This is a genomic window from Microbispora sp. CSR-4, assembly GCF_008033685.1.
In the GTDB taxonomy this organism is placed as follows: Bacteria; Actinomycetota; Actinomycetes; order Streptosporangiales; family Streptosporangiaceae; genus Microbispora.
On sequence record NZ_VJVX01000011.1, the window covers coordinates 83,771 to 108,591 of the forward strand.

The window sequence follows — 24,821 nt, forward strand, 5'->3', positions numbered from 1 at the left end:
ATGTCAGGCGAGCCGGATCGCGGCGTCCCCGGCCGGGACGAGTACGCCGACGACCGGCGCGCCGGGGATCTCGCCGGCGACCAGCAGGCCGCCCGAGGTCTGGGCGTCGGCCAGCAGGAGCAGGTCCTCCTCCCCGAAGCGGCCAGGATCGAGATGGGCGCGGACCCACTCCAGATTGCGGCGGGTGCCGCCGCTGACGTAGCCGTCGTGCACCGCCTGCCGTGCACCCTCCAGGTAGGGCACGGCCGCCACGTCGACCACCGCCGTGACGCCGCTCGCCCTGGCCAGCTTGTAGAGATGGCCGAGCAGACCGAACCCGGTCACGTCGGTCGCGCACCTCGCCCCCACCTCCAGCGCCGCCCGCGAGGCGTCCCGGTTGAGCGTCGTCATGACCTCGACCGCCTGCGGGAACACCTCTCCGGTCGCCTTGTGCCGCGTGTTGAGCACGCCCACGCCGAGCGGTTTGGTGAGGGAGATCGGCGTCCCCGCCCGTCCCGCGTCGATGCGCAGCAGCCGGTCGGGGTCGGCCAGGCCGGTGACCGCCATGCCGTACTTGGGCTCGGGGTCGTCAACGCTGTGCCCGCCCGCGACGTGGCAGCCCGCCGCCCGCGCCACGTCCAGGCCCCCGCGCAGCACCTCCCTGGCGAGGTCCATGGCCAGCCTCTCCCTGGGCCAGCCCAGCAGGTTCACCGCCACGACCGGCTCGCCGCCCACCGCGTACACGTCGGACAGCGCGTTGGTCGCCGCGATGCGCCCCCAGTCGTACGGGTCGTCCACGACGGGCGTGAAGAAGTCGGCGGTGGCGACGACCGCCCGGCCGCCCTCGATCCTGACCACGGCCGCGTCGTCGCCGTCGTCCAGCCCGATGACCAGTTCGTTCGCGTACGCCGAGGGGTCGGGGGCCATGAGCCCGGCCACGATGCTCTCCAGCTCACCCGGGGGAATCTTGCAGGCGCAGCCGCCTCCGTGTGCCTGCTGGGTCAGCCGGATCCCGGCCCGGTCCGCCGTCTCGGTCATGTCGCACCCGTCCTCGCGTCGTCCGTCCGTCACGCCGCCTGCCGCGGGGCGTCGCCCAGGGTCCCTACCCCGTACCGGTTAGGTTTCTTCCTGGAGGTGTGTGGGCGCCTGGTGGCCCCCGCGGTCTTCAAAACCGACGAGGCCGAGGTCCTCGGCCTGGCGGGTTCGATTCCCGTCCACCTCCGCTCACCGTTCGCCTTCCTCTGCCAAGCCTGTGGCCTGGCCTCGGCCCTGCGGCAGCCGAGCCAAGGCGGCGACTACTCATAGTAATTTGTTGATGACATTCCGTGTCATGCCGTCCCCCCTGCATGACACGCTCAACCTGCTGTTCCGGCACAGGCCGCAGTTCGCCGTCGAGATGCTGCGCGACCACCTCGGCGTCGATGTGCCTGACGGGCTCCCGGTCCAGGTCGCGAGCAACGACCTGAACGACCGCCCGTCCATCGATCTGCGCCCTGACGTCGTGATCACGGTCGGCCCCCGGCACTCTCCCCTTCACGCGATCGTCGTGGAGATCCAGCAGAAGGAGGAGCCGGACAAGTTGCACGCGCTGCCTCGATATGCCGCCGCACTGTGGCTGCAGTTGGCCTGCCCGATCACCGTCCTGATGATCTGCCCGAAGGCCCGTACGGCCAAGTGGGCGTCCGCCCCGATCCGTACCAGCCTGCCCGGCTACACGCTGGCCTGTCAGGTGATCGGCCCGGATCAGATCCCGGCTGTCACCGATCCCGCGGAAGCGGCGGCCCACCCGGAACTGGCCGCGTTGTCGGTGATGGCTCACGGCGAACATCCGCCGGTGATAGAGGCGTTCGTGGCCGCGCTGCGACACCTACCCGATGAACACGCTCCGCAATACTATGAATACGCATACCGACTCGCTACGAAGGCCGCCAGATACGTCATGGAGAGAGTCATGGAAACCACCACTTGGCCGGTCTACAGTTCCTTCGCTCGTCAGCACTACGGGAAGGGTCTCGAAGTCGGCCGTGCGGAAGGCCGTGCGGAAGGCCGTGAAGAGGGCCGCGAGGAAGGCCGGAGAAGGGGCCGGGCAGAGGGTGAGGCGAGGGCGGTGCTGACCGTTCTGGAGGCGCGTGGCATTGCCGTCTCGGATTCCGACCGCGCGTTCATCAGTGCCTGCACGGATGTGGGCCTGCTTGACGAATGGGTGCGGCGTGCCGCCACGGCGACCTCGGCTGCCGACCTGTTCGCCGAGGAGTCCTAGCCGCTACGACCAGCCGCCCCGGCGGGCCGTGACGCGAGTCCACACGAGGCGGCGCACGTACGGCCTCGATGTGGTGCCGGCGGGACGACCTGGGGCAGCGGGCCGTGGACCGTCAGGTGCGGCCGAGGTTGCGGGTGATCTCCCGCGACGCGCGCAGTACGAGTTCGGTGAGCCCGGCCGGCACCGCCGGTCGCACCGCCAGCGCGCTGATGGACGCGACGATCTCGCCTTCCGGGCGCCGGACCGGTGCGGCCACGCAGCAGACCCCGGGCATCACCTCATGGTGATCTACGGCGACCGAACCCGACCGGCGGAGGGCCGCCTGGGCCCGCCGCCATTCGGTGAGCGTGAACCCCGGCGGCGCGGCGTCGCCGTCCGGTCTCTGCGTCAGCAACACCCGGCCCGCGGCGGTCGCCTCGGCAAGCTCGGAGCCCGGCAGGATCGGCGGCACCTCCTTGATCTCTCCCCGCGCCACCGTGATCACCTTGACCCGGTCTCCTTCCAGCGCGGTGAGGAACACGACGGTCGTGGTCAGCGCCGACAGCAGGCGTACGGGTTCGCGGGCGGCGGCCCGCAGCCGCGGGTCGGGCTGCCAGGCGTCGCCCAGGAGGGCGAGCCGCCGCCCCACGAAGTAGCGCTGCCCGTGCTGGTGCACCGCGCCGAGGTCGGCGAGCTGCCGCAGCAGGCGATAGGTGGTCGCCTTCGGCATGCCGGCGTCGCGGGCGAGCTCGGACAGACCGGCTCCCTCCTCGGCCGCCGCCAGCACGTCGAGCAGGTGGAACGCCCCTTCGAGCACGCCGCGCCCGTTCGCCGTACCGGCTCGAATCGCCGGCTTCCGGTGCGGTCCGGCAGCGGCGTGGTCCCGCACGTCCATGGGGCTTCCCTCCCGAGGCGGTCACAAGGAACTCGCGGACGAGCACTCCGCCGTTACCGCCATGGCAGGGAGAAAGGTGTCACCTGCCCGAGGGACGGGGGAGCAGAGCAGGGCCGGAGCGCCAGTCGCCTAGGTAGCTCCCGAGGGTGCGCCCGGCGGCCTGTCGCGGTGTGAGTTCCGCCGGTTCTCGGGCACGGGCATCGCTGCGCCCGGGCTCAGCTCGCACCGCTCGAAGACGGCGGTCGCGCGGCCGAAGACGAGCGACGTCCCCCTTGATGTGGCACGCGCGGTAGTGCTGCCGGGCGAAGGTGTCGAGGCTGCGGGAGTCGGCATACAGCGTGTCCTGGTGGCCGAGGAGACGCTGATGAAGAACCGTCGTGCCCGGCCCGGCTTATGGGCTGTGCCTCGGCGGCGCCAAGCCGCTGGTGAAGAACCGGCGTGCCCGGCCTGGCTCATCGGGCGGCCGGGCACCGCCGCTGTAGTTTGAAGTGTGGATCCACGGAGGCGGGTGCCGCGCACCGACGCCGTGCTGGCCGATCCGCGGCTGGTCGCCGCCGTCGAGCGGCTCGGCCGTACGGCGGTCAAGGACGCGGTCGTGCACGCGCAGCAGCGGGTGCGGCAGGGCGAGATCGAACCGGAGGACGTCGCCGACGTCGCGCTGGCGGCGCTGCCGCGCCACGCCACGAGCCTGCGGCCCGTCGTCAACATGACCGGCGTGCTGCTCCACACGAACCTGGGCCGCGCGCCGCTGTCGCCGGCCGCCGTCGAGGCGGTGACGGTGGCGGCTGGGGCGACCGACGTGGAGTTCGACCTGGAGTCGGGAGCGCGTGCCCGCCGGGGACGCGGCGCGATCGAGGCGCTCGCCCGGGCCGTGCCCGACGCCGAGGGCGTCCACGTGGTCAACAACAACGCCGCCGCCCTCGTGCTGGCCGCCACCGCGCTCGCCGCCGGACGGGAGATCGTGATCAGCAGGGGCGAGCTGGTCGAGATCGGCGACGGATTCCGCATCCCCGACCTGCTCGTGTCCACCGGCGCGCGGCTACGCGAAGTGGGCACGACCAACCGCACCGCCCTGGCCGACTATCGGGACGCGATCGGGCCGCAGACGGGGTTCGTGCTCAAGGTCCACCCGTCGAACTTCCGGGTCGAGGGCTTCACCGGCTCGGTCGAGGTGGCCGAGCTGACCGGGCTGGGCGTGCCGGTGGTCGTCGACATCGGTTCGGGGCTGCTCGACCGTGATCCGCTCCTGCCGGAGGAGCCCGACGCCGCGAGCGTGCTGCGGGTCGGCGCCGACCTCGTCACCGCGAGCGGCGACAAGCTGCTCGGCGGTCCGCAGGCCGGTTTGCTGCTCGGCCGCAGCGACCTGGTCGAACGGCTCAGGCGGCACCCGCTCGCCCGTGCGCTGCGCGTGGACAAGCTGACGCTGGCCGCCCTGGAGGCGACGCTGCGGGGCCCGGAGCCGCCCGTACGGCAGGCTCTCCACGCCGATCCGATCATCCTCGGGGAGCGGGCCGAGGCGCTGGCCAAGGCGCTGTGCCAGGCGGGTGTGGACGCGGCGGCCGTGACCACGGAGGCGACCGTGGGCGGGGGCGGAGCCCCCGGAGTGCGCCTGCCGAGCACGGCGGTGAGCCTGCCGGAACGGCTGGCTGGACCGCTGCGGCGCGGCGAGCCGCCGGTCGTCGGCCGGGTCGAGGGGGGACGCCTGCTGCTCGACCTGCGCGCCGTGCCGCCGGACCTGGACGGCGAGGTCCTCGCGGCCGTCCTCAGGGCGGCCTCCTGATGGCCCCGGGAACGCATGTCGTGGCCACGGCCGGGCACGTCGACCACGGCAAGTCGACGCTGGTGCGGGCGCTGACCGGGATGGAGCCCGACCGGCTGGCGGAGGAGCGGCGCCGTGGGCTCACGATCGAGCTGGGCTACGCCTGGACGACGCTGCCCTCGGGGGAACGGGTGGCGTTCGTCGACGTCCCCGGGCACGAACGCTTCCTCGGCACGATGCTCGCCGGTGTCGGCCCGGTGCCCGCCGTGATGTTCGTCGTCGCCGCCGACGAGGGGTGGATGCCCCAGTCGCAGGAGCATCTGGTCGCGCTGCGCACCCTCGGCGTACGGCATGGCCTGCTCGCCGTCACCCGCGCGGACCTCGCCGACCCCGCGCCCGCCCTGGAGGACGCGCGCGCCCGGCTGGCGGAGGCCGGGCTGGGCGAGGTGGAGGCATTGGCGGTGAGCGGGCGCACCGGTGAGGGCCTCGACGGGCTGCGGGCGGCCCTCGACCGGCTGGTGGCGGCGCTGCCCGCGCCCGATCCGCAGGCCCCCGTACGGCTGTGGATCGACCGGGCGTTCAGCGTGCGCGGCAGCGGCACCGTCGTGACCGGCACGCTGCCCGCCGGCCGCGTCGCGACGGGCGACGAACTGGAGCTGGACGGCGAGCCGGTGCGGGTACGCGCCCTGGAGTCGCTCAAGGAGCACGTCGAGTCGGTCACCGGGGTCGCGCGGGTGGCGCTCAACCTGCGCGGGCGGATCGCGCCGCAACGCGGCCACGCCCTCGTCACGCCCGGCGCCTGGACGGCGACGAGCCTGGCCGACGTACGCGTGACGATGGCGGAAGGCGCACGCGGGCCGCTTCCCGCGCGGCTCACCGCCCACATCGGCTCGGCGGCGGTGCCGTGCGAGGTGCGCCCGCTCGGCGCGGAGGCCGAAAGTGCCGAAAGTGCCGAAAGTGTGGCGGCCCGGCTACGCCTGGCCCGGCCGCTTCCCCTGCACGTGGGCGACGCGCTGCTGCTGCGCGACCCGGGCCGGGGACAGGGCGAGCTGCGGGTGCTCGCGCGGGCGACCGTGCTCGACGTACGCCCTCCGGAGCTGCGCCGCCGGGGCGCGGCCAGGGAACGGGCGAAGGCGCTGGCGGACGCGTCGGCGGACGCCGCGTCGCTCCTGCGTACGCACCTGCTGCTGCGCGACGGCGAGCTGCTCGCGATGGGCTGCCCGCCCACGGGACGGCCGGTGGCCGCCGGCTGGCACGCCGACCCCGATCACTGGGCGGAGCTGTCGGCTCGTCTCCCCGAGGTCGTACGGCGGTACGCCGCCGATCATCCTCTGGAGCCGGGGATGCCGGTGGAGGCCGCCCGCCACGAGCTGGGCCTGCCCGACCGGCGGCTCGTGACGGCGCTCGTACGCCCGCCGCTGACGGTGGCCGACGGGCGGATCACCACGGCGGGCCGCGTCGTGACCGGGACGGCCGGGCTGCCCGCCCCCGTGGCCCGGGCGGTGCGGGCCCTGCTGGACGACCTGGCCACGGCTCCGTTCCAGGCGCCGGACGCCGGGCGGCTGGCGGAGCTGGGACTCGGACCACGCGAGCTCGCCGCCGCCGTACGCGCCGGGGCGCTGCTGCGCGTGGCCGAGGGCATCGTGCTCGCGCCGGGCGCGGACGCGGGCGCGGCGGCGCTGCTGGCCCGGCTGCCGCAGCCGTTCACGGTCAGCCAGGCCAGGAGCGTGCTCGGCACCAGCCGCAGGGTCGCGGTGCCGCTGCTGGAACACCTCGACCGCAAGGGCCTCACTGAACGGGTGGACGAGGTCCACCGCCGCTGCCGTGCCACCGGCCGATCCGAGTAAAAGGCCGCTCACGCCCCCGCGCCGCTCACGCCCCCGCGCCGCTCACGCCTAAGCGCCGTTCACCGCCTCCGCGCGGTTCAGGCATCAGCGTCGTTCACGCCTCCCCGGACCACTCACGGCCTCCGGGCCGTGCACGCCTCCCGGACGCGCACCGCCTGCGCGCCGTTCACGCTTCCGGGAAGTCGCGCTTGCCGGCGGCGGGGTTGCCGGGGTCGATGCCGAAGCTGATGATCCGCCGTGGACGGACGCGGATGATCGGGCCGGGCAGCGGGGCGTTCGAGTCGGCGGCCTCGGTGAGCGCCTCGCCGCGCCCGCGTATCTCCAGGCAGCGCACCTGCCAGGGATCGACGGACGGGATGTCGTCCACGACGAACGCCACCTTGCCGTTGGCCAGCACGTTGCGGAACTTGCGACTGGCCGCCATGTTGTGCCCGGCGATGTCGATCGTCTGGAGCTCGGGGTTGTAGCGGAATCCGACAGGGCTCACCTGGAGCGTCCCGTTCGGCTGGAGCGTGGCCAGGCGCCCGATCCGCTGACTGGAGAGGTATTCGATTTCGCGCTCTGTGAAGATCATGCGCCCCATCCTCTTCAAGTGATTGATTGATTTTTGTCACTCAACCACATGATTGGCTAGGGTGCGACGCATGGCTTCATCAGGGCGGCGCGCACCACAAGAGCGTGGGAAGGCGGCGGAACGGACCCGCGAGCGGATCCTGGCGGCGGCGGTCGAGGAGTTCGGTGCGAAGGGGTACGCCGGAGCCCGGACGGCCGCCATCGCGGCGCGAGCGGGCGTCAACCAGCAGCTCATCTCGTACTACTTCGGCGGAAAACAGGGGCTCGTCGAGGAACTGCGGCGCAGGTGGGCACGCTCGCAGGAGAACGTGACGCCGCCCGGCGCGACGTACGCCGAGAGCGTGGCGGCCCACCTCGACGCGACACTGGACAACCCGGACTGGTCCCGGCTGGTGATCTGGCAGGCGCTGGGCGACGGCTCGTCCCCCGAGAGCGACGACGAATGGGCGACGGCGCAGCGAGACCGGCTGCACCAGGCCGTGGAGCGGACCCGCCGCCGTCAGGAGGAGGGCGAGATCACCGGCGAGCTGGACGCCGAGTTCGTCCTGCTGGTCGCCTACGCGCTGGCCTTCGCGCCTATTGCGCTGCCCCGGATGGTCGAGGGGATCGTCGGCGCCGATCCGCTGTCGAAGGACTATCGCGAATGGGTCGTCGGCCAGCTCGACAGGATGACGAGGAGACAGCCATGACGTGCTCCGCCCATGGCCGTACGGAAGCGCCGGGGACGGGCATGATCATGGTCCGGGCGGGGTCGACTCCCGACGCCGAACTCTGACCGGACGGCGGGACGGGCTCGGCGGCCGTCACGCACTGAGCTCGCCGCCGAGAGGAGTGGAGGGGTAGCCCGGCACCCCGCCGCGCACCTTCCACGGCTCGTGCACCAGGTGGCCGGGCAGCGCGGCGAGTTCGGGGACGTAACGCCGCACGTACTCCCCGTCGGGGTCGAATCTCTTCGCCTGGCGCAGGGGGTTGAGCGTGCGGTAGGGCCGGGTGTCGTTGCCCGTGCCCGCGACCCACTGCCAGTTGCCGGAGTTGTTCGGCATGTCGCCGTCGAGCAGCCACTCGGCGAAGTGCTCCAGCCCGGCCCGCCAGTCGATCCCGAGCCGCTTGGTCAGGTAGGAGCCGGTGACGAGGCGCACCCGGTTGTGCATCCAGCCCTCGGCGCGTAGCTGGCGCATGCCCGCGTCCACGATCGGAACCCCGGTCGCGCCCTCTCGCCAGGCGGCCTCCGCCTCCTCGTCGCGCCGCCAGTCCACGTCCCTCGGCCGGTAGTCGCGCCGGCCCATGTCGGGGAACGCGTCGACGACCTGGTAGTGGAAGTCGCGCCAGCACAGTTGCCTGACGTACTCCTCGCTGCGGGGCCGTTCGCAGGCGCGGGCCACGACCTCGGACGGCGACAGGCAGCCGAAGTGAAGGTAGGCGCTCAGCATCGAGGTGCGCCCCGCCATCAGGTCGCGCGTCTCGGCGTAGGAGGCCAGGCCGTCGTTCACCCACCGTTCCAGCCGCCGCCGCGCCTCGTCCTCCCCGCCCCGCACGATCCCGTACGGCGTGGGGGACGCCCCGGGCAGGACGCCGGGATCGACACCACGTGGCAGGGACAGGCGGTGGGGCGCGCCGAGGTCCGGCCGTCTCGCGGTGGCCGACCAGGCCCGCCAGTAGGGGGAGAAGACGCGGTAGTGGCTCCCGCCGCCGGGTCGCAGCGCGCCGGGGGGCACCACGGTCACGCCGGGGAAGAGACGGAACTCCAGCCGGTGGGCCTGGCACTCCTCCGCCAATCGCCGTTCGCGTCGCCGCGCCAGCGGGCTGACGTCCTCGCTCGCCCAGATCGCCGCCGCGCCCGTCTCCCCGGCGGTCCGTACGGCATGGGCGACCGGGTCGCCGTGCCGTACGACGAGGTCTCCGCCGAGCGCGCGCAGGGACGACCGCAGGTCGTGGAGGGACGCGAGGAGGAAGTCGCGGCGGTGCCGGGCCCCGATGGCGGGGTCGAAAACGAACAGCGGAACGACGTGCCGGGCCGCGGCGCACGCTTCGGACAGCGCCGGATGATCGTGAACTCGCAGGTCCCGGTTGAACAGGACGACGACGGCCTCCACGCACGTCTCTTCGTGGTCCCCGGCACCGGTGGTTGCGGGCGTCACGTCAACGAAGGCAGACGCCGCCTGAGTGTCAGTCCGATTCGACACGTGCCGGACGGCCTCCGGCGCGGGAAATCGCGGAGATCGCCGGAGAGTGTTGAAGATCGTGGAAGGTCGTCGAAGATCGTTGGAGATCACGTTTTCGCGACCTCGCGGCGGCCGTTCGAGGGTGATCCGAGGTGGGCGGAGGCTGCTTCACGCAGAGACCGCGCGTGCGCATGCTGTAATGCTGAAAAAGCATGGAACGCTGGTTATTCCCCAGAAATATGAAGGCTATTCATATCGGATGTGGCGATCGGATGACGGGTGAAAGGCCGGCACCGAAACCCGCCCGCCGCCGAATGTCGCTCGTGCCGGAAAGCGGAATGAAGGGGCAGGTCATCCGGGCTGTCGGGGTGGCGAAAGCAATCATGGTCCGCAAGTTCTCCAGACAAGTCGGGAGACGATACGGAGCCGCTACCAGATCCCTTTCGGATGACCATATCGGTGTTATTTGCGGCTTATCCTCAACTCAGGATTTCTCTGGTTCTTTTCCTTCCCAACACATCGCGGTCAGTCTAAGATCTCGTTCTATGTATCGGTATGCATCAAGATTTCCTGTTAGGCAAGTGCCATGCCTAAGTCGCAGGGATGCTCTGGCCGAACATGACGCCGTCGTCGTCCTCACCCCGATCCGGTGCGCATGAGCCCGCCAGTCGGGGATGTGACGCTCGACCCCGGCCAGGGGATGACGTGGGTGGACGAACACGGCGCCCACCTCGTCGACTATGCCTCCGGCCATCTCGCGTCCGGCCCCATGCTCGCGGCGGTGACCGCCGCTCTGGAGTCGTGCGCGGCCCGCGAACGGCCCGGGAACGTTTCAGACCGGGCCTGGCTGCTGTCCGCGCTGCGCCGTGAGGTCGCCACCGGCCCGGGGCGGGGATTCGTGCCCGGGCCCGGGTCCGGCGGACCCGACCACCTCGCGGTGCGGCGCGCGTGGCGCCTGGCCGACCCGCTGGGCGCGGAGACGCTGCTCCTCCTCTACCGTCACGAACTCCCGCTTCGGGATCTCGTGTACGTGCTCGCGCTGCCGCTGAAGGAGGCAGGCAGGCTGATCGCACGCACCCAGGACGTGGTGGAGATCCTCGTGAGCGGGCTGGACGGCCTCGCCCGGGGCCGTCCGATCTGCCCGGACCTCGCTCCGCTGGCCGCCGCCGTCTTCCCGGACGAGCACGGCGAGGCGGCCGACTTCGGCACCGCCCGTACGGCGCTGCTCCGGCACATCGTGACGTGCGTGGTGTGCAAACGGCCCATCAACATCCGATACACCGTTCCGCAGATCCTGTCCCGCCCTCCGGTCGCCGACCTCACGCCCGAGACCAGGCAGCGACTTCTGGACGCCCTGAGCAGGGCCAGCCACAGAGCCAGGCCCGCCCCGCCGCCCGTCCCGGCGCCCCCTTCGGCGTCCGCTCTGCCGACCGCGCCGGTGTTCACTCCGCCGTCCCTTCCGCCGTTCCCGCCACCATCGGCCCCGGCGTCTCCTCCGCCGTCCCATCCGGCGGGCCCTTCGGTGTCCCATCCAGCGTTCGCGCCGCAGTCCTCTTCGCCGTCCGTACCAGCGTCCGCCCGGGCGTCTTCGTCGCCATCCGTTTCGGAGCGTCCTTCGGCGTCCCATCCGGCGTTCGCACCGCAATCCTCGGCACCGCCGTCCTCTGCGCCGTCTGCTCCCGCGCCTGACCCGGCGTTTGCACCGCCATCTGCTCCGGCGGAGCGGACGGGGCAGCGGCCCCCATCGTCGTTCGGCATGCCGCTGTCCGCTCCCGTGGGCACCGCGCCCGCGCCTGCGCCTGCGGCGGCGTCCACACCCGCTCCCGCCGCGCCTGCGTCGGCATCCCCCATATCGCCGCCGCCCGCGTCGGCGGTCTCCGCGTCGCCGCCAGGCACGCCGGCGGCTCCTGCGGTCCCAGGGGCGACGCCGCCGGGCCCGCCGTCGGTGCCGCCCGGCTCCGGTCTGTCGCCGGTGGGGTCCCGGGAAGAGTCCCGCCCCCCGTCCCGGAAGGACGGGGAGGACCGGGACGACACGAGGCCCGGCCTCCTGCCCTCGCTGCCGGAAGCGCCGCGTCCTGCCGACACTGCCGCGACCGCCGGGGTCGAACTGCCGACCACGCTGGCTCCCGGGGCCATGCCGCAGGCTGCGGCGACTGCCGGGGCCGCGCTGCCGCTCACGCCGGCTCCTGGGGGCGCACTGCCGAGCGCGGGGGCTCCCAAGGCGGAACCGTCGGCCGCGGGGACTCCAGGGGCCGAGCGGCCGGAGCGCCCGGTGCGGCCCATCTCCCAGGAGGACACCCAGCCGAGCCTGCCGTGGCCGTCAGGAACGTTGAGGTCACGCGCCACGCAACGGCCCAACCCGTTCCCCGGGGTGGCGAGCAGGGCGCACCCGGCCTCCGGAGAGAGCGCCGCGCTGCAGCCGGGGCAGGACACGCCTCTCTACAACGCCCTGCTCTCGCAGATCAGGGCCAGGGAGGCGCTGGCGCATGCCGCCGAGGCGGTCCCTGCCCCCGCTGTCGGCACCGTCCCTGCAACGGCCTCTGTCCACGACACCACCGGTACGGCCGGGGAGGCAGGCTCCGCCCACAGGCCGCCCGCCGGTGCGCAGATCAGGATCGTCGCGGTCCTGGCCCGGGTCGGCTCACTGCTTCGGGCGACCGCCTTACGCATCGTCATCGTCGTCGTCGCGGGGGCGGCGGGGACCGTGACGGGGATCAACCTCTTCGCTCCCGCTCCCCAGTCCCAGAAGGGGGCGCTGGAGGCGAACGTCGCGCAGACGTCCGCCGATCCGGCGGGAACGGGGGCGGGCAACCCCGCGGCGAACCCCGCAGCGGACGGCACGGCGAACGGCGCGGCTAACGGCGCGGCTAACGGCGCGGCGGGTGGTACGGCGGACGGTGCGGCGGGTGCCGAGGGCACCACCAGCACGGGCGCGCCCCGGGTCACGGTGACCGCGACGGCCGCGGGGGACACCACGGCCGGGGGCGCCGCGCAGCCCGGCGGACAGGACACGACGGACGGGGACGCCGCACAGAGCGGGGATCAGAGCGACGGAAAGAGCGACGGAAAGAGCGGGGAAAAGAGTACGGCGAACGGGGGTGCCACAGGCGGGGGCACAGCACAGAGCGGGGGACAAAGCGGGGGACAGAGCGGCGAACAGAGCGGGGGACAGAGCGGCGAACAGAGCGGGGGACAGAGCGGCGAACAGAGCACGGCGGCAGGGGGCGCCACAGGCGGGGGCGCCGCGCAACCCGGCGGACAGGGCGCCGCTCCGGACACTCCCACACGTCCGGGCGTCTTCCTGATGGGTGCCTGGGGTGTGCAGGCGCCGTCCGTCGTCGCACTCGACGCGTTCGGGAGAGGAACCCTCACTCTCTCGACGACCTCCGGAAAACCCGTGAAATGGCGGATAACGGCTCCTGGCCTGGTGGTCGAGCCGTCCAGTGGAACGCTCAAGCCCGGGCACACCGACGTGCTCACCGTGCGCGCGTTGCGCGTCCGCTACTGGTGCGGGGTCCCCTCGCCCGTGACGGCGCCGCTCGAACTGCACGGCCCGAAGGGCAAGAAAGGCACCGCCACCGTGCGATGGAGCACCTGCTGACCGCCTCTGTTTCCTCCCGTCCTCGGTGAAAGGACCCGCCCATGACCGAGATCCACACTTCGGTGCCCACTCCTGCCGAGCAGTTCCCGGAGAGCGTGCCTCTCACGGCCGAACATCTGCTGACCAACCGCCGCATCGAGCCCACCAGCGGATGGCGGCGGCTCGTCTACCAGCTCTCCGGCGGCCGGATCATCCCCTCGGAGTCGGCGGCGGAGCTGGAACGGCGCACGCTGATCGCCCAGGCCCAGACGCCCGTCGCCAGCGGTCACCACAGGATCGCGGTCATGAGCCTCAAGGGCGGGGTGGGGAAGACCACGACGACGGCGGCGCTGGGCAACACGCTGGCCTCGTTGCGCGGCGACCGGGTGATCGCCATCGACGCCAACCCCGACAGGGGGACGCTCGGCATCAAGGTCAAGTCGGAGACCGCGGCCACGATAAGGACCCTGCTGGCCGAGGCGCCGCACATCGTGCGGTACGCCGACGCCCGCGCGTTCACGTCGCAGTCGTCCGCCCGGCTGGAGGTGCTCGCCTCCGACACCGACCCGGCCGTCAGCGAGGCGTTCAACGCCGAGGACTACCGTACGGTCGCCAACCTGATCGAGCGCTACTACTCGATCTGCATCACCGACTGCGGCACCGGGCTCCTGCACGGCGCCATGGGCGCCACGCTGGAGCTCGCCGACCAGATCGTGCTGGTCACCATGGTCGCGGTGGACGGCGCGAGCTCGGCCGCCGCCACCCTCGACTGGCTCACCGCCCACGGCCACGGCCACCTCGTGAGGAACGCCATCGTCGTGCTGAACGCGGTCGAGCCGAAGTCGCACGTTGACGTCGACCTGCTCGAACGCCACTTCGCCGGACGCTGCCGCACGGTGGTGCGGGTGCCGTTCGACCCGCACCTCAAGGAGGGCGCGGAGGTCGATCTGGCCCGGCTGCGGCCCACCACTCGCGGCGCGTACCTGCGCCTCGCCGCCGCCGCCGGGCAGGCGTTCTCGCAGCGGACGGACCGGAGCAAGTAGTGGGACCGGTCATTCCCGATCCGGCGCTCGACTGGGACCTGGGACCGCCGCGACGGTGGGATCCCCGGCACCTGGTCGTCGCCATCGCGGGTGTCGTCACCGTCATCGCCGTCGCGGTGATCGTCCTGCAGACCCGGCACGCCGACGCGCCGCCCAAGCCCGCGCACGTCGTCGCGCCGACCGTCGCGCTGGCGGTGCCCACCGGTCACGAGGGCGACGGGGGCTATCCCGTCGGCTTCCCGCACACCGAGATCGGGGCGGCGTCCGCTGCGGCCGCCGCCCTGGAGGCCGCCTGGACGCTCGACCTCGGCCAGGCGGAACAGGCGGCCGCGCTGTACGCCCCGCCGGACCAGCGTGAGGCGGCACGCGAGGGTGCTCGCGACGCCGTACGCGGCTGGCGGGAGACCCTCGGCCTTCCCCCCGAAGGCGAACTGCCCGCCGGGGCGGCCCTGCGGACGCAGACGATCGGCGTCCAGTGGAAGGTCCGCTCCGAGGACCAGGTGCAGGTCTCCGTCCTGGTGCAGGTGACGGCGACCACGGGCGCCGGTGCCACCGGCCCCGTCTACTCCAGCCCCTACGCCATGAGCCTGCTGATGGCGTGGAAACCCGATATGCGCGGTGCCGACAAGGGCGACTGGGTGAACATCCCCGACCCGACGCCTCCGTCCGTGCCCGCAGCCGCTCTCCCAGGGACACCCGAGTTCGCCGCGGCGGGCTGGAAGTCCCTCATCGGTCCCCGGCCCACTCCCTAGATCGAGGAAGAGCCTCAATGACCCCCCGAATGTCCTCCCGGCGCGCCACCCTGGTCTCCGGCCTGCTCCTCGCAGCGGTGTCCGCGACCGGTGGCGCCGTCGTCGCGCAGCCCTGGGCGGCCGTGGCCGACCCCGGCCGCGATGCCCCCCCGCCGATAGACGGTGCCGCCCCCCTGGCCGCGCCGACGTCCGACGAGCCCGGCCGCGCTTCGTCGTTCTCGTCGGATTCGTCCTCTTCGCTCGACTCGTCGTCATCGGATCCGGTGTCGGATTCGGCGCCCGGCTCCTCGTCGGGCGGCTCCGGTGGTGCGCGTGCCGGCGTGCATGACGACGTCGCGACCGCCTCGGACGACGCCTCGTCCGGCACACGTACGGAGGTCAGGGCCGGCCCCGGTTCCTCCGCAGGCACGTCCGGCGACTCGTCCGATGCGGCCCGCGGCTTCTCCGACGCCTCCCGCCGCTCCTCGGGCGGTTCCGATGACGTGCCGGGCGCGGAGCAGGACTCGTCCGGCGCGCGTGATTCGTTCAGCGGTCAGGGTGGTTCGTCCCGCGCTCCGGGTGGTTCGTCCGGCCGTTCGAGTGATGCGTCCGGCTCTGCCCGCGACGACTCCGCCCGGACCACCGCGAAGGCACCCGGCCACACCGCGAACGCACCCGACAGCACCACGATCGCGCCGCGCCGCACCGGCGACGAGCCCACCGGCACCTCCACCCGCGACCGGACGGCCCACCAATCGCGTGATCAGGACCGCCGAGTCCCGAGCCGTGCCTCCGGTGACCGTACGGCTCGCGACACCCGTGCCGACAACCGGCAGGGCTCCGGCCGGACCAGCACCGACTGGCCTTCCGGGACCTCACGGCAGGCCGGCACCGACCGTCCTTCCGGCACCTCACGGAACATCGGTGGCAGCCACGCCGGGAACTCCGCCCCGCGGCCTCCGGCCACTCCGTCGCCGTACAGGCCGGGTGGCGCGGCTCCGACGGCGAGTGGCGGTGCCACCGCGGCTCCGGGACAGCCCGGACAGCCCGGACAGACGGGCCAGCCGGGCCAGCCGGGCCAGAACGGCCAGGGAGCGCCTGCACCGACCGCGAGCGGCGGCCCCACCGCGTCGGCGGCGCAGGGTGCCGCGGGGCAGGGTGCTGTGGGGCAGGGTGCTGTGGGGCCGGGTGCTGTGGGGCAGGGTGCTGCGGCGAAGAGCGCGGGTGCGCAGGGTGCTGCGGGGCAGGGTGCCGCGGCTCAGGGCGCCGGTCCCGCCACGCCCGCACCTGCCACGCCCGCACCCGCCGCGAGCGGTGCGAACGCGCCCAAGGCGGGCGACGAGCACGCCGCGCCCACGACCCCGCCCACGACCCCGCCCGCGGCCCCGCCCACGACCCCGCCTACGACCCCGCCCGCGACGCCGCAGGCCAGCCCGCAGGCGCCCGTCCAGGTGAGCGTCTCGCCCAACCCGGGCACGACGGCGAGCACGCAACCGGGCACGCAACCGAGCGCCTCGCCCACAGGCGAACCGACTGCGAAGCCCACGAGCACGCCCACGAACGAACCGACCAGCAAACCGTCCGAGAAGCCGACGGGCAACGCCACATCCAGTCCAAAACCCACGGACACGCAGGCACCGGGCGGCACATCGACGGCCAAGCCGACCCAGCAGCCCCCGACCCAGCAACCTCCGACCCAGCAGCCCCCGGCACCCAGGCCGAGCGTGACCGTCACCTCTACCGGGCTTCCCGCCGCCTCGCCACCCGCCGTCCCACAGGCGGGCGGTGCGGCGACGCCGACGGGGGCGGCCCTTCCGGCCGTGACGCCCACGTCCGCTCCCACGGCCGTGCCGACGTCGCCGGGCAGCCCGGTGTGGGAGATCCCCGCGCCGCTCACCGGCCGGTCGTCGGTGGTGCCCCCAGCCGGTGGACAGCCGCCGACCGCACCGATCGCGATCCCGGGATATCTGCCGCTGCCGCCGCTGGTCGCCCATACGCACGAGCGGTGCGGGGACGACGGCACGGCCGGCTGCTGGAGCCTGGCGCCCTGGCGGAGCCGTACGTCCGGCCACTCCGCGCCGCTCTCGGGTGGCGGGCAGGCGAGCGGCACGGCGACGCCGCGATGGGCCTTCGCCCCGCCGAGCGTGAAGCCGGGCGGGCCCAGCCCGTCGGGCGTCCCAAGCGCGTTCGGCGTGCCGTACGCCGGGTTCGCGCTCGCGGCGGACGGAACGGACGTGGGCCGGGCCGGATGCTGGGCCTTCAGCCCCTCCGCCCACTGCGCGAGATGGGACTGACCATGCGCCGCTGACCAGGTGTTATGCCGTCACCGTTCCGGGCAGGTTGCTCCGCATGGAGCACATGGCGGAGGACCCGGACACGGTGATGGCGGTCCCGGTGACGGCGGTTACGGTGACACCGTGCGAGGACGGCCCGCTGCTGGTGCGCGGGCCGTTCACGTTGATGACACAGGACGGACGGCGTATCGATCCGGGCAGGGCCATGGTGGCGCTGTGCCGCTGCGGCCGGTCCGCGACCAAGCCGTTCTGCGACGGCTCTCACAAGGCGGCCGGGTTCCGCGCGACGAGCGAGCCCGACCCGCCCGCCTGACGACGCACCGGCCGCCGGCCGGCAAGACCCCATCCGGATGGCGCGGGCTCCTGGAGCGCCCGGCGGCGGAGCCGGCGCGTCGAGTGCGCGGCGACCCGCAGCCGCCGCCCCGCGTATGGCACGCCACCGAGCGCGAACCTCGCGGCGAGGGCCGCCCAGCTGCAGACGGCGCGTTCGAGCACCCAGACCGGCGCGAACAGGCTCACCGTGGCGGGGAAGACCCGGCGGCCTCCGGCGCGGCGGCGTCCGATCTCCGCCAGGCCGGCCGCCGCTACCGTTCCCGCCGCTACCGTTCCCGTCGCGACCGGCACCATCCGACACCGCCACAGAGCCGCGCCCAGGCAGGGGAGGACGGCGAGGAAGACCGCCATCCGCGCGGGCTGCGCCAGGTCGTCGTACGCCTGCCGGATCCGCTGTGACCAGAACCTGCGGGCGTCGGGCGGCAGGCGCCGCACGTAGAGGTCGAGCGGCCGGGCCTCCCGGCCGCCGTGGGCCCGGACCGTACGGATGAGCTCCAGGTTCTCGAACAGCACGTCGCCGTCGTAGCCGCCCATCTTCTCGAACGTCGAACGGCGTACGCCGAAGGTGCCCGGATAGTCCGCCCCGAGGGCGCGGTTGAGCAGGGTGCGGGCGGTGTCCCAGCGGGCGTGCCAGGGGAGCGGGTGGAAATGGTTCTGCGGACGGACGAGGTCGGCGTCGTCGAGCAGGGCGTCCACCCGGGCGAGCGCGTCCACGTCGTAGCGCACGTCGTCGTCGGCGATGACGACGTGCTCGGCGCGGGCGCGGCGCATGCCGGTGAGGACGCCCGCGACCTTGCCGTTCGCGATCGTCAGGTCATCGTCGGGCCGCACATGCTCGGCGATGCCGCGCCACAGGTGCGCGTGCCGTTCGAACAGCGGCGACGGTGAACCGTCGATCACTACGATCCGGGCATATCTGGACAGGAAACGCAGGTAACCGGTCAGCTCCGCCAGCCCGGCGTCGTCCTGCCAGCGCAGCGGCAGCACGTAGTCGATCTCGGCGCGGCCTGGTCGACGGGGGCGGCGGCCGGGCGTGGTCATCGCACCGCCGCCTCGGCGTCCGCCTCCCGCAGGGAGGTGCGTCCCTCGTGCCAGCGGTCCAGCAGGTGCTCCGCGAAGAGCCGGTCGAGAGCCAGCGCGCAGGCGGCGCCGTACATGATGTCGCCGGTCAGGCCGGGGTGTTCCGCCGCGAACGCGCCGCACAGGTCGTGCGCGGCGATCTGCTCGTGTACGGCGTCGGCCTGCACGTGCTCGTCGTAGTAGCGGCGCGCGCCGGCGTCGCCGCCCAGCCGCCGCAGGCCCTGGCTGTAGCGGCGGTTGGGAAGCGACGAGGTCATCTCGAACGCCGCGAGATGCCCGAGGAGCGCGCCCCGAGAGTGGCGGTGCAGCCCGAACAGCGACATGACGTTGCTGATCGCGAGCGTCACCCCGGGGACGTGGTCCAGATAGGCGCCATAGGAGTCGTCGAGGCCCAGCCCGCGCATGGTCGCGCGGAACAGCTCGGCGTGCATGCGCTCCGGCCTGCCCCCGCCGTACTCGTCGGACTGGATCTCCACCAGCGCGGCCTTCGGCCGTCCGAGCAGGCGCGGAATGCCCCACGTGTGGGGATCGGCCTCCTTGAGCTGGTAGATCGACCGGTGGACCACGAACTCGCGGAACTGCGCGGTGTCGCCTCTCGTGCGCAGGTACGCCGACAGGGACGGGCCGTTGTCGGCCGCCACCAGCGCGGCCAGTGCTCGGGGCACCTGCCGGGGCGGCGGAGCGGGCGGGCGGGGCACGCGCCGGGCCAGCCACCCCTCGAACCATGCCTCCAGGCGCTCCCGCAGGGCGAGCACCGACGGGTTCCACTCCCAGCGGTCGTCCACGCCGTCGAAGCCCTGGTAGTGCAGCTCGTAACAGACGAACAGCGCGAGATGGGCGTCCTCCTCGCCGAAGCACCGGTCGTCGTACGGGCCGGTGGGCGGCGTTCGGAAGACGTGTGGCGGGCGGGCCAGCTCCGCGAAGAGCCGGTCGGTGAGCGGCCCTCTGGGCACGGGTAACTGCATCAGCTCTCCAGTAGACGGTAGACGGACACGTGGGCACGGCTGTCGTCGGTGAACGGAGCGCCGGACCAGTCGGCCCAGCGGTGCTCCCGCCGCATCCCGGCGAGCCGGGCCATGAGGTCCAGCTCGCACGGCCAGGCATAGCGGTGGTTGGCCGGCAGCAACCGCAGGCCGTCCGGGGTCATCCGCAGTCTCGTGGTGTGCATGAACTGCTCGGCCGGGCTCAGCCGGGCGGCCTCCACGACGACCTCGTCATCGCTGAGTGACAGCAGCCGCAGCGACGTCCGGTCATGGAAGGCCGTGGGGTCCGGCACCCACGCCTCGATCACGAAGCGCCCGCCGGGCCGCAGATGGGCCGCCGCGTTGTGGAAGCACCGCACCTGGGCGTCCTGGGAGGGCAGCGCGAAGACGGTGTTGAAGGCCAGCAGCACGAGCGCGAACCGCCCCTCGGCCCGCACCTCCGAGAAGTCGCCGATGGTCACAGGGATGCGGTCGCCGCCGGGCTTGCCGCGGAGGACCGCCACCATGTCGGGCGACGCGTCGATGCCCGACACGGCCAGGCCGCGGGCGGCGAGGGGAAGCGCCAGCCTGCCGGTGCCGATCCCGAACTCCAGGACGGGCCCTCCCTCGGCCAGCCGGACGACGCGCTCGACCGCCGGACCGGTGGGCAGGTGCTCCACCATCTCGTCGTAGACGTCGGCGATCGCCCGCCCGTACGCGGACGCGTCGAATCCCCCCATACGTTCCCCCAATGCCCCAGTACCGAATGCCCCGGTACCGCGGGGTCTGCGACCGGTTTGTCACGCCCCCCAGTCGCGGGCGGCCATGACATCTCCCCCCGGCCGGTCTGCTCCGACTACCCCCGTCACCTGGTCGTACACACCCGGGTTCACGGCGAGTCGGTGGGTAGCAGCGTGCCGAGGGGGCCCAGGTCGAGGTTGAGGTCGGACGGCGAGATGTCGAACCGCTCGCACAGCTCGTTCATGGCCTCCTCCAGGCGCATGAGCGTCAGGCCGAGCGTCTCGACCTGCTCGTCGGACAGGTCACCCTGGTCCATCCGCCGGATGGCCTGCCGCTCCACGAGCTGGCGTACGAGCTCGACCAGCGTGAGCACGAGACGGCTCAGGTCGCGCCGCACCGCGTCCGGGTCGGTGTTCAGCCGCCACGGGCCGCCCCGCCCAGGCTCCGCGCCCCGCTCCCAGTGGCCCGGTTCCCGTTGATCCGGCTTGTCGGGCTCGGACTTGTCGGGCTCGGACTTGTCGGGCTCAGGCTGATCCCGCTCCCACCGGGCCGGCTCCCACTGATCCGGTTCCCACTGGTCCGCACCGCCGGTATTGGTCTCGGTCTCGACGCCCAGCCGCCACGGCCCCGCCGCCGTGTTCCACGGGGAGCCCCTGGCCTCACCACCGGTCATCCTCACTCACCTCTCTGCCGCCGCGATCGCCCGTCGCCCGCCCGCCCCTCGCGCCGTACGGCTCACCGAGCGGGTCGAACGGCTCGCTGCCGCGTACGGAGCCGAGCAACGCCCGCAGGGAGATGCGGACGAGGTCGATGTCGGCGATCGACAGCACGATGTCGCCGGCGATCACCACGCCGCCGGCGAGCAGCCGGTCGAGCAGATCGACCAGCGCCACGCGCTCGGGCGGCAGGCGGCCCTCGGCCGCGAGGGCGGTGCCCCGCGACCGTTCCGGCAGGTACGACGGGGTCCCTTCGGGCGTCATCGCACGCCTCCGGCCCGGCCGGCCCCGAGGTCGATCGAGGTGAAGGAATAGGGCGCCCACGGGCCGGTCAGCTCGATATCGAGGAACCGGTCGCGATAGCTGTCGAGCACCGCGGCGAACTCCTCCTCGCGGGCCGGATCCACCAGGTAGGCGCCGTTGAGCACCATCGACTCGCTCCGCCCGGACAACTGGGGGTCCTGCGGGCGGTGGCGGCGGCTCGCCACGGCGATCCGTCCCAGCTCGGCGTGCAGGAGCTCGGCTCGCTCGGCCGCCGCGCGCCACAGGTCCTCCCTGCCGCGCAGGCTCTCCTTCTTCCGGCGCAGGTAGGCCATGCCGGGGCTGTCGCCACCGGGCGCGGCGGCGGTCGCGGGCGCCGGGGAACGGGGCACCGGGGAAGGGGGCGGCGCGTCCCGGCGCAGGTAGGCCTTGACGCCCCACTCCCGCCGTCCCGCGACATGCGACAGGATCTCCATGAAGTCGTCGTGCCGCAGGTCGAGAAGGTCGCGGACCTGATCTTCGCCGGTGTAGACGGTCACGAGGCGCACCGGGGCGGTCGGCCCGGCCGCAGCCAGGGCCTCGACGACCCGGTGGTGGGCCCGGGCGACTCCCTCCACCCAGTCGAGGTCCTCCAGCGAGCGGCGCAGCGGTTCCTCGCCGAACCGGTCGAGAGGCACATCGCTGACGTGGGCCACGAGCCCGCCGCGAGGCACGGGCCGCACCACGCCCCCCATGACCCCGCGCAGGCCGGCCGGGCGCTCGCGGCTTTCCGCGTGCGCCTCACCGCCCGCGCCGCCCGTGTGCGCCGCGCTGTCCGCGCGCTCCGCGCTGTCCGCGCGCTCTGCGCTGTCCGCGCGCTCCGCGCTGTCCGCGCGCTCCGCGCTGTCCGCGCGCTCCGCGCTGTCCGCGCGCTCTGCGCTCTCCCCACCGCCCGCGCTGCCCGCGTGCGCCGCGCCGCCCGCCCTGTCCACGCCCTCTGCGCGCTCCGCGCTTTCGGTGTGCATCCCGTTTTCCGCGCGCCCGCCGTTCTCCGCGCTGTGCGAGGGCATCCCGCTGTCCCCGGGCGTCCCGATCTCCCCGGGCTTCCCGGCGAGCGTCACCGCGTACAGGTAGACCCCCTGCCCGGGCCCGCCGGGAGGGGCGTGCTCGCTCGTGGCGGGGTGGTCGTCACGCATCGCCGGGCTCCGTTCCGCGGGGGCGGCCGAACCGCCGGTCGCGGGCCTCGGCCTGGCGCTCGCGCGCTTCGGGCCGGCGGTCGCCCCGCCGCTCAGCAGTGCGATCTCCCGTTCGCTCCTGCGCGGGCTCGCCCGGTTCGAGTTCCGTACGCTCCTCCCAGGCGAGCAGGCGCTCCTCGACCGCGCTCAGGCGCTCGCGCAGCCGGCGGTTCTCATCGACCAGCTCCTGGTCCCTGCCGCTGAGCCACGGGTCGCGCTCCCACCAGTCGATGCCGATCTCCCGCGCGGTGTCGACCGAGGCGATGACGAGCCGCAGCTTGATGGTCAGCAGCTCGATCTCCAGCAGGTTCACCTTGATGTCGCCGGCGATCACGATGCCGCGGTCGAGCACGCGTTCCAGGATGTCGCCGAGGTTGGTCGACTCCCGCCCCATGACGGGCGGCGGCCCGTACGACGACTCGCGCAGGACGGGACGCGAGCGGGGATCGGTCATGGCCCACCCCCACAGGCGCCCGTGCCGCGCCGATAGGTCCGGGTGCGCCGGTAGGACATCAGGTCGCCCTCGTCGTCCAGCCGGCACTCGTAGAGCGACAGCATGTCGCCGGTCGACGGGATCCTGCGGTCTTCGACGACCTCGACGTCCACCAGCCAGCCGTCCTCGACGGGTTCGACCGACGTGACCCCCTCGGTCTCCTTGGACGTCAGATCCGCGATGTAGCGCTGGCCGAGCCGTCCGGCGGACACCGCGTTCAGCGTGGCCCGGCGCCGGCGCGGCTCGTCCCTGTCATCGTCCCTGTCATCGAACTCGTCCTCGTTGTCGTCCTCGACCTCGTCGTACGGCCCGTCCTCCTCGACGGGCACGCCGGACGAGGCCCGCCGCCGAAAGGAGGCGGGATCCTCGTCATAACGGGCTCTTCGCCGGGGAGGCATCAGGCGGTCACCTCCTTGGCGGGCCGCTCATGAGCTTGAGGATCTCCTCCACGGCCTGGGCCTCCTCCTCTTCGGAGATCTGACCCGAGCGTCTGGCCTCCTCGATGGCCTCCAGCCGCCGCCGGACCGCGGCCGGATCCCGCAGCTCGTGCTCGACCTGCTGCTGGATCAGCTCGCCCAGCTTGATGACGCCGTGGACCGGGGCGAGCGGCCAGGTGAACAGCAAACCGATCAGTCCCACGGCGGCCTCCTCTCGTGAGTCAGGTGGTGACGAAGTCGTACGGCGCCATCGGCCCGAGCACCCGGACCTCGACCCGGTCGCCCCACTCGGAGCGCAGCTCTCCGACGACGCGTTCGAAGTCGGCCTGGCGGTCGTTCTCCACGAGGAACGCGACGTGCGCGGCGTCCCGTTCGTGGCTGGGGTCGCGGACCACCGCGCCTGCGGTGAAGGGCTCGAAGCGGTCGACGACCGCCTGGGTGTCGGCCTCGCGCTTCGCGGCGATGAGCTGGGTGATCAGCTCGCCGAGCCGGATCCGTTCGTTGCGCGTCACCTCTTCGGGCAACTGCCTGATCCGTTCGCGTAGCTGCCTGGCCTCGGCGTTCTCCGTCAGCACCTCGACCAGCACCGGCTGCTCGGCGTACCTCGCCTTGAGGACGAACTGGGCCCGGCCCTCGATCTGCTTCAGGGCGGCCGCGAACGAGTCGTGATGTGGGGCCAGCAGCTCCTCCACGACCGCTTCCGGCGTGGTCATCACGGCGCCGAACCGCAGGGGGAGCACGGGGACCTCCGCCGCGGCCTCGTCGAGCAGCTGCTCGTGGGCCACCAGGTCCTGGGCGCGGCCGAGGGGACGGTCCACATCGACGTCGCTGACCAGAGCGGCGATCTCACCATGCCTGACGATCGTGACCGGGCGGGGAGGATCACCCACCCCGACGGCGTCCTCGCTGATCTCGACGTCCTCGGGGAGGATGCCGTAGACGTAGCACGCGGTGTTGCGCGGGGGAGCCTCGGCCTGGTCGCCCGCCCCGGACTGCCTGGTGGAGCCCGTCATCTCAGTCCTCCTCCCGTCGGCGCCGGCGGGCACGCGGCGCGGGTTCGTCCACGTAGCTCTCCCTCATGTCCTGCAGCTTCTCTCCGGCCGCCTCCAGCACGCCCTGGACCATGCCCTTGGTCTTGCCGCGGGCGACGCTCTGCGGCGCGCTCGACAGGAGGTCGGGCAGCCCTTGCTTCTGGGACGCCAGGTCGAGGCGGTTCACCGCCTCGGCGAAGCGGAGATAGGTGTCGACGCTCGCGACGACGACGCGTACGTCGATGGTCAGGATCTCGATGCCGACCAGTGAGACCCGCACGTAGGCGTCGATCACGAGGCCCTTGTCCAGGATCGTGTCGATGACGTCCGCCAGGCCCGATCCCGATGATCGGCCCGGCAATCCGCCGCCACCAGCCGGTGGAACGGCTACCGTCATGCGCTTCCCCTCCTCGGTTCTCTGTCGTGTTTCCGATCACTCGCTCCGCCCGGC

The 24,821-nt window shown here is 73.0% G+C and carries 26 protein-coding genes and 1 tRNA gene; 10 read left to right on the forward strand and 17 right to left on the reverse strand.

From position 1 onward, the window contains the following. Window positions 1-3 precede the first annotated feature (3 nt). Window positions 4-1,017, reverse strand: a complete 1,014-nt coding sequence (selD, locus tag FLV34_RS11600; protein WP_147943058.1) for a selenide, water dikinase SelD — start codon at window positions 1,015-1,017, stop codon at window positions 4-6. Window positions 1,018-1,109: 92 nt separating this feature from the next. Between selD and FLV34_RS11605 the strand changes: the two genes are divergently transcribed. After that, window positions 1,110-1,203, forward strand: a tRNA-Sec gene (locus FLV34_RS11605). A 106-nt stretch (window positions 1,204-1,309) separates the two neighbouring features. Beyond that, the gene (locus FLV34_RS11610) at window positions 1,310-2,239 is read left to right on the forward strand and encodes a hypothetical protein (RefSeq protein WP_261985739.1); all 930 of its coding nucleotides are present in this window, start codon (window positions 1,310-1,312) and stop codon (window positions 2,237-2,239) included. Window positions 2,240-2,351: 112 nt separating this feature from the next. Here FLV34_RS11610 and FLV34_RS11615 read toward each other — a convergent pair whose 3' ends face one another. Then, window positions 2,352-3,113, reverse strand: a complete 762-nt coding sequence (locus FLV34_RS11615; protein WP_142649387.1) for an IclR family transcriptional regulator — start codon at window positions 3,111-3,113, stop codon at window positions 2,352-2,354. A 490-nt stretch (window positions 3,114-3,603) separates the two neighbouring features. Between FLV34_RS11615 and selA the strand changes: the two genes are divergently transcribed. After that, the gene (gene selA / locus FLV34_RS11625) at window positions 3,604-4,893 is read left to right on the forward strand and encodes an L-seryl-tRNA(Sec) selenium transferase (RefSeq protein WP_142649386.1); all 1,290 of its coding nucleotides are present in this window, start codon (window positions 3,604-3,606) and stop codon (window positions 4,891-4,893) included. Further along, the gene (gene selB, locus FLV34_RS11630; RefSeq protein ID WP_147943059.1) at window positions 4,893-6,719 is read left to right on the forward strand and encodes a selenocysteine-specific translation elongation factor; all 1,827 of its coding nucleotides are present in this window, start codon (window positions 4,893-4,895) and stop codon (window positions 6,717-6,719) included. Before selA ends, selB begins: the two co-directional genes overlap by 1 nt. Window positions 6,720-6,885: 166 nt before the next feature. Here selB and FLV34_RS11635 read toward each other — a convergent pair whose 3' ends face one another. Then, window positions 6,886-7,293 (reverse strand): PPOX class F420-dependent oxidoreductase, encoded by a 408-nt coding sequence (locus FLV34_RS11635; protein ID WP_142649384.1) that lies wholly within the window; start codon window positions 7,291-7,293, stop codon window positions 6,886-6,888. Between the two features lie 70 nt (window positions 7,294-7,363). On the opposite strand from FLV34_RS11635, the gene FLV34_RS11640 reads away from it, so the two are divergent. Continuing rightward, on the forward strand, window positions 7,364-7,981 hold the full coding sequence (locus FLV34_RS11640; RefSeq protein WP_147943060.1) for a TetR/AcrR family transcriptional regulator: 618 nt from the start codon (window positions 7,364-7,366) through the stop codon (window positions 7,979-7,981). 114 nt (window positions 7,982-8,095) lie between these two features. Here FLV34_RS11640 and FLV34_RS11645 read toward each other — a convergent pair whose 3' ends face one another. Beyond that, window positions 8,096-9,430 carry a deoxyribodipyrimidine photo-lyase gene (locus FLV34_RS11645; protein WP_261985740.1) on the reverse strand — a complete coding sequence of 445 codons (1,335 nt, stop codon included), beginning with the start codon at window positions 9,428-9,430 and terminating at the stop codon, window positions 8,096-8,098. Window positions 9,431-10,109: 679 nt separating this feature from the next. Here FLV34_RS11645 and FLV34_RS40365 point away from each other — a divergent pair. The 3 genes from FLV34_RS40365 to FLV34_RS11675 are packed head-to-tail and all read left to right on the forward strand — an operon-like array spanning window position 10,110 to window position 14,829. Continuing rightward, window positions 10,110-13,055 (forward strand): hypothetical protein, encoded by a 2,946-nt coding sequence (locus tag FLV34_RS40365; RefSeq protein ID WP_187280610.1) that lies wholly within the window; start codon window positions 10,110-10,112, stop codon window positions 13,053-13,055. A 41-nt stretch (window positions 13,056-13,096) separates the two neighbouring features. Beyond that, window positions 13,097-14,077: a MinD/ParA family protein gene (locus FLV34_RS11670; RefSeq protein WP_142649381.1), complete on the forward strand. Its 981-nt coding sequence runs from the start codon at window positions 13,097-13,099 to the stop codon at window positions 14,075-14,077. Next, a complete protein-coding gene (locus FLV34_RS11675) occupies window positions 14,077-14,829 on the forward strand; it encodes a hypothetical protein (protein ID WP_142649380.1) in 753 nt (250 codons plus the stop codon). Before FLV34_RS11670 ends, FLV34_RS11675 begins: the two co-directional genes overlap by 1 nt. Window positions 14,830-15,361: 532 nt before the next feature. Here FLV34_RS11675 and FLV34_RS40370 read toward each other — a convergent pair. Both FLV34_RS40370 and FLV34_RS11680 read right to left on the reverse strand, forming a co-directional pair. Further along, the gene (locus FLV34_RS40370; protein WP_168066184.1) at window positions 15,362-15,529 is read right to left on the reverse strand and encodes a hypothetical protein; all 168 of its coding nucleotides are present in this window, start codon (window positions 15,527-15,529) and stop codon (window positions 15,362-15,364) included. A 537-nt stretch (window positions 15,530-16,066) separates the two neighbouring features. Beyond that, window positions 16,067-16,414 carry a hypothetical protein gene (locus tag FLV34_RS11680; RefSeq protein ID WP_147943065.1) on the reverse strand — a complete coding sequence of 116 codons (348 nt, stop codon included), beginning with the start codon at window positions 16,412-16,414 and terminating at the stop codon, window positions 16,067-16,069. 118 nt (window positions 16,415-16,532) lie between these two features. Between FLV34_RS11680 and FLV34_RS11685 the strand changes: the two genes are divergently transcribed. Continuing rightward, window positions 16,533-17,102, forward strand: a complete 570-nt coding sequence (locus FLV34_RS11685) for a hypothetical protein (protein ID WP_147943066.1) — start codon at window positions 16,533-16,535, stop codon at window positions 17,100-17,102. A gap of 55 nt (window positions 17,103-17,157) precedes the next feature. Then, the gene (locus tag FLV34_RS11690) at window positions 17,158-17,415 is read left to right on the forward strand and encodes a CDGSH iron-sulfur domain-containing protein (protein ID WP_261985741.1); all 258 of its coding nucleotides are present in this window, start codon (window positions 17,158-17,160) and stop codon (window positions 17,413-17,415) included. Here FLV34_RS11690 and FLV34_RS11695 read toward each other — a convergent pair. The 11 genes from FLV34_RS11695 to gvpJ form a co-directional block, all read right to left on the reverse strand. Beyond that, entirely contained in the window at window positions 17,364-18,476 is a 1,113-nt protein-coding gene (locus FLV34_RS11695; RefSeq protein WP_142649378.1) for a glycosyltransferase family 2 protein, read from the reverse strand. The genes FLV34_RS11690 and FLV34_RS11695 overlap by 52 nt on opposite strands. Beyond that, window positions 18,473-19,480: an iron-containing redox enzyme family protein gene (locus tag FLV34_RS11700; RefSeq protein WP_147943067.1), complete on the reverse strand. Its 1,008-nt coding sequence runs from the start codon at window positions 19,478-19,480 to the stop codon at window positions 18,473-18,475. The genes FLV34_RS11695 and FLV34_RS11700 overlap by 4 nt, the downstream gene beginning before the upstream one ends. Then, window positions 19,480-20,217 (reverse strand): class I SAM-dependent methyltransferase, encoded by a 738-nt coding sequence (locus tag FLV34_RS11705; RefSeq protein ID WP_142649376.1) that lies wholly within the window; start codon window positions 20,215-20,217, stop codon window positions 19,480-19,482. The genes FLV34_RS11700 and FLV34_RS11705 overlap by 1 nt, the downstream gene beginning before the upstream one ends. Window positions 20,218-20,366: 149 nt before the next feature. Further along, window positions 20,367-20,891, reverse strand: coding sequence for a gas vesicle protein K (locus FLV34_RS42325; protein ID WP_261985742.1), 525 nt, complete (start codon window positions 20,889-20,891; stop codon window positions 20,367-20,369). Further along, window positions 20,878-21,198 (reverse strand): gas vesicle protein, encoded by a 321-nt coding sequence (locus FLV34_RS11715; protein ID WP_142649375.1) that lies wholly within the window; start codon window positions 21,196-21,198, stop codon window positions 20,878-20,880. Before FLV34_RS11715 ends, FLV34_RS42325 begins: the two co-directional genes overlap by 14 nt. Then, the gene (locus tag FLV34_RS11720) at window positions 21,195-22,370 is read right to left on the reverse strand and encodes a GvpL/GvpF family gas vesicle protein (RefSeq protein WP_261985743.1); all 1,176 of its coding nucleotides are present in this window, start codon (window positions 22,368-22,370) and stop codon (window positions 21,195-21,197) included. The genes FLV34_RS11715 and FLV34_RS11720 overlap by 4 nt, the downstream gene beginning before the upstream one ends. Then, window positions 22,363-22,863: a gas vesicle protein gene (locus FLV34_RS11725; protein WP_142649374.1), complete on the reverse strand. Its 501-nt coding sequence runs from the start codon at window positions 22,861-22,863 to the stop codon at window positions 22,363-22,365. The genes FLV34_RS11720 and FLV34_RS11725 overlap by 8 nt, the downstream gene beginning before the upstream one ends. Continuing rightward, window positions 22,860-23,300 (reverse strand): gas vesicle protein GvpO, encoded by a 441-nt coding sequence (gene gvpO, locus FLV34_RS11730; RefSeq protein ID WP_147943068.1) that lies wholly within the window; start codon window positions 23,298-23,300, stop codon window positions 22,860-22,862. The genes FLV34_RS11725 and gvpO overlap by 4 nt, the downstream gene beginning before the upstream one ends. A gap of 7 nt (window positions 23,301-23,307) precedes the next feature. Further along, the gene (locus tag FLV34_RS11735) at window positions 23,308-23,541 is read right to left on the reverse strand and encodes a gas vesicle protein GvpG (RefSeq protein ID WP_142649372.1); all 234 of its coding nucleotides are present in this window, start codon (window positions 23,539-23,541) and stop codon (window positions 23,308-23,310) included. Between the two features lie 19 nt (window positions 23,542-23,560). Beyond that, on the reverse strand, window positions 23,561-24,352 hold the full coding sequence (locus FLV34_RS11740; protein ID WP_142649371.1) for a GvpL/GvpF family gas vesicle protein: 792 nt from the start codon (window positions 24,350-24,352) through the stop codon (window positions 23,561-23,563). A gap of 1 nt (window position 24,353) precedes the next feature. Next, window positions 24,354-24,767, reverse strand: a complete 414-nt coding sequence (gene gvpJ / locus FLV34_RS11745) for a gas vesicle protein GvpJ (RefSeq protein WP_142649370.1) — start codon at window positions 24,765-24,767, stop codon at window positions 24,354-24,356. Window positions 24,768-24,821 lie beyond the last annotated feature (54 nt).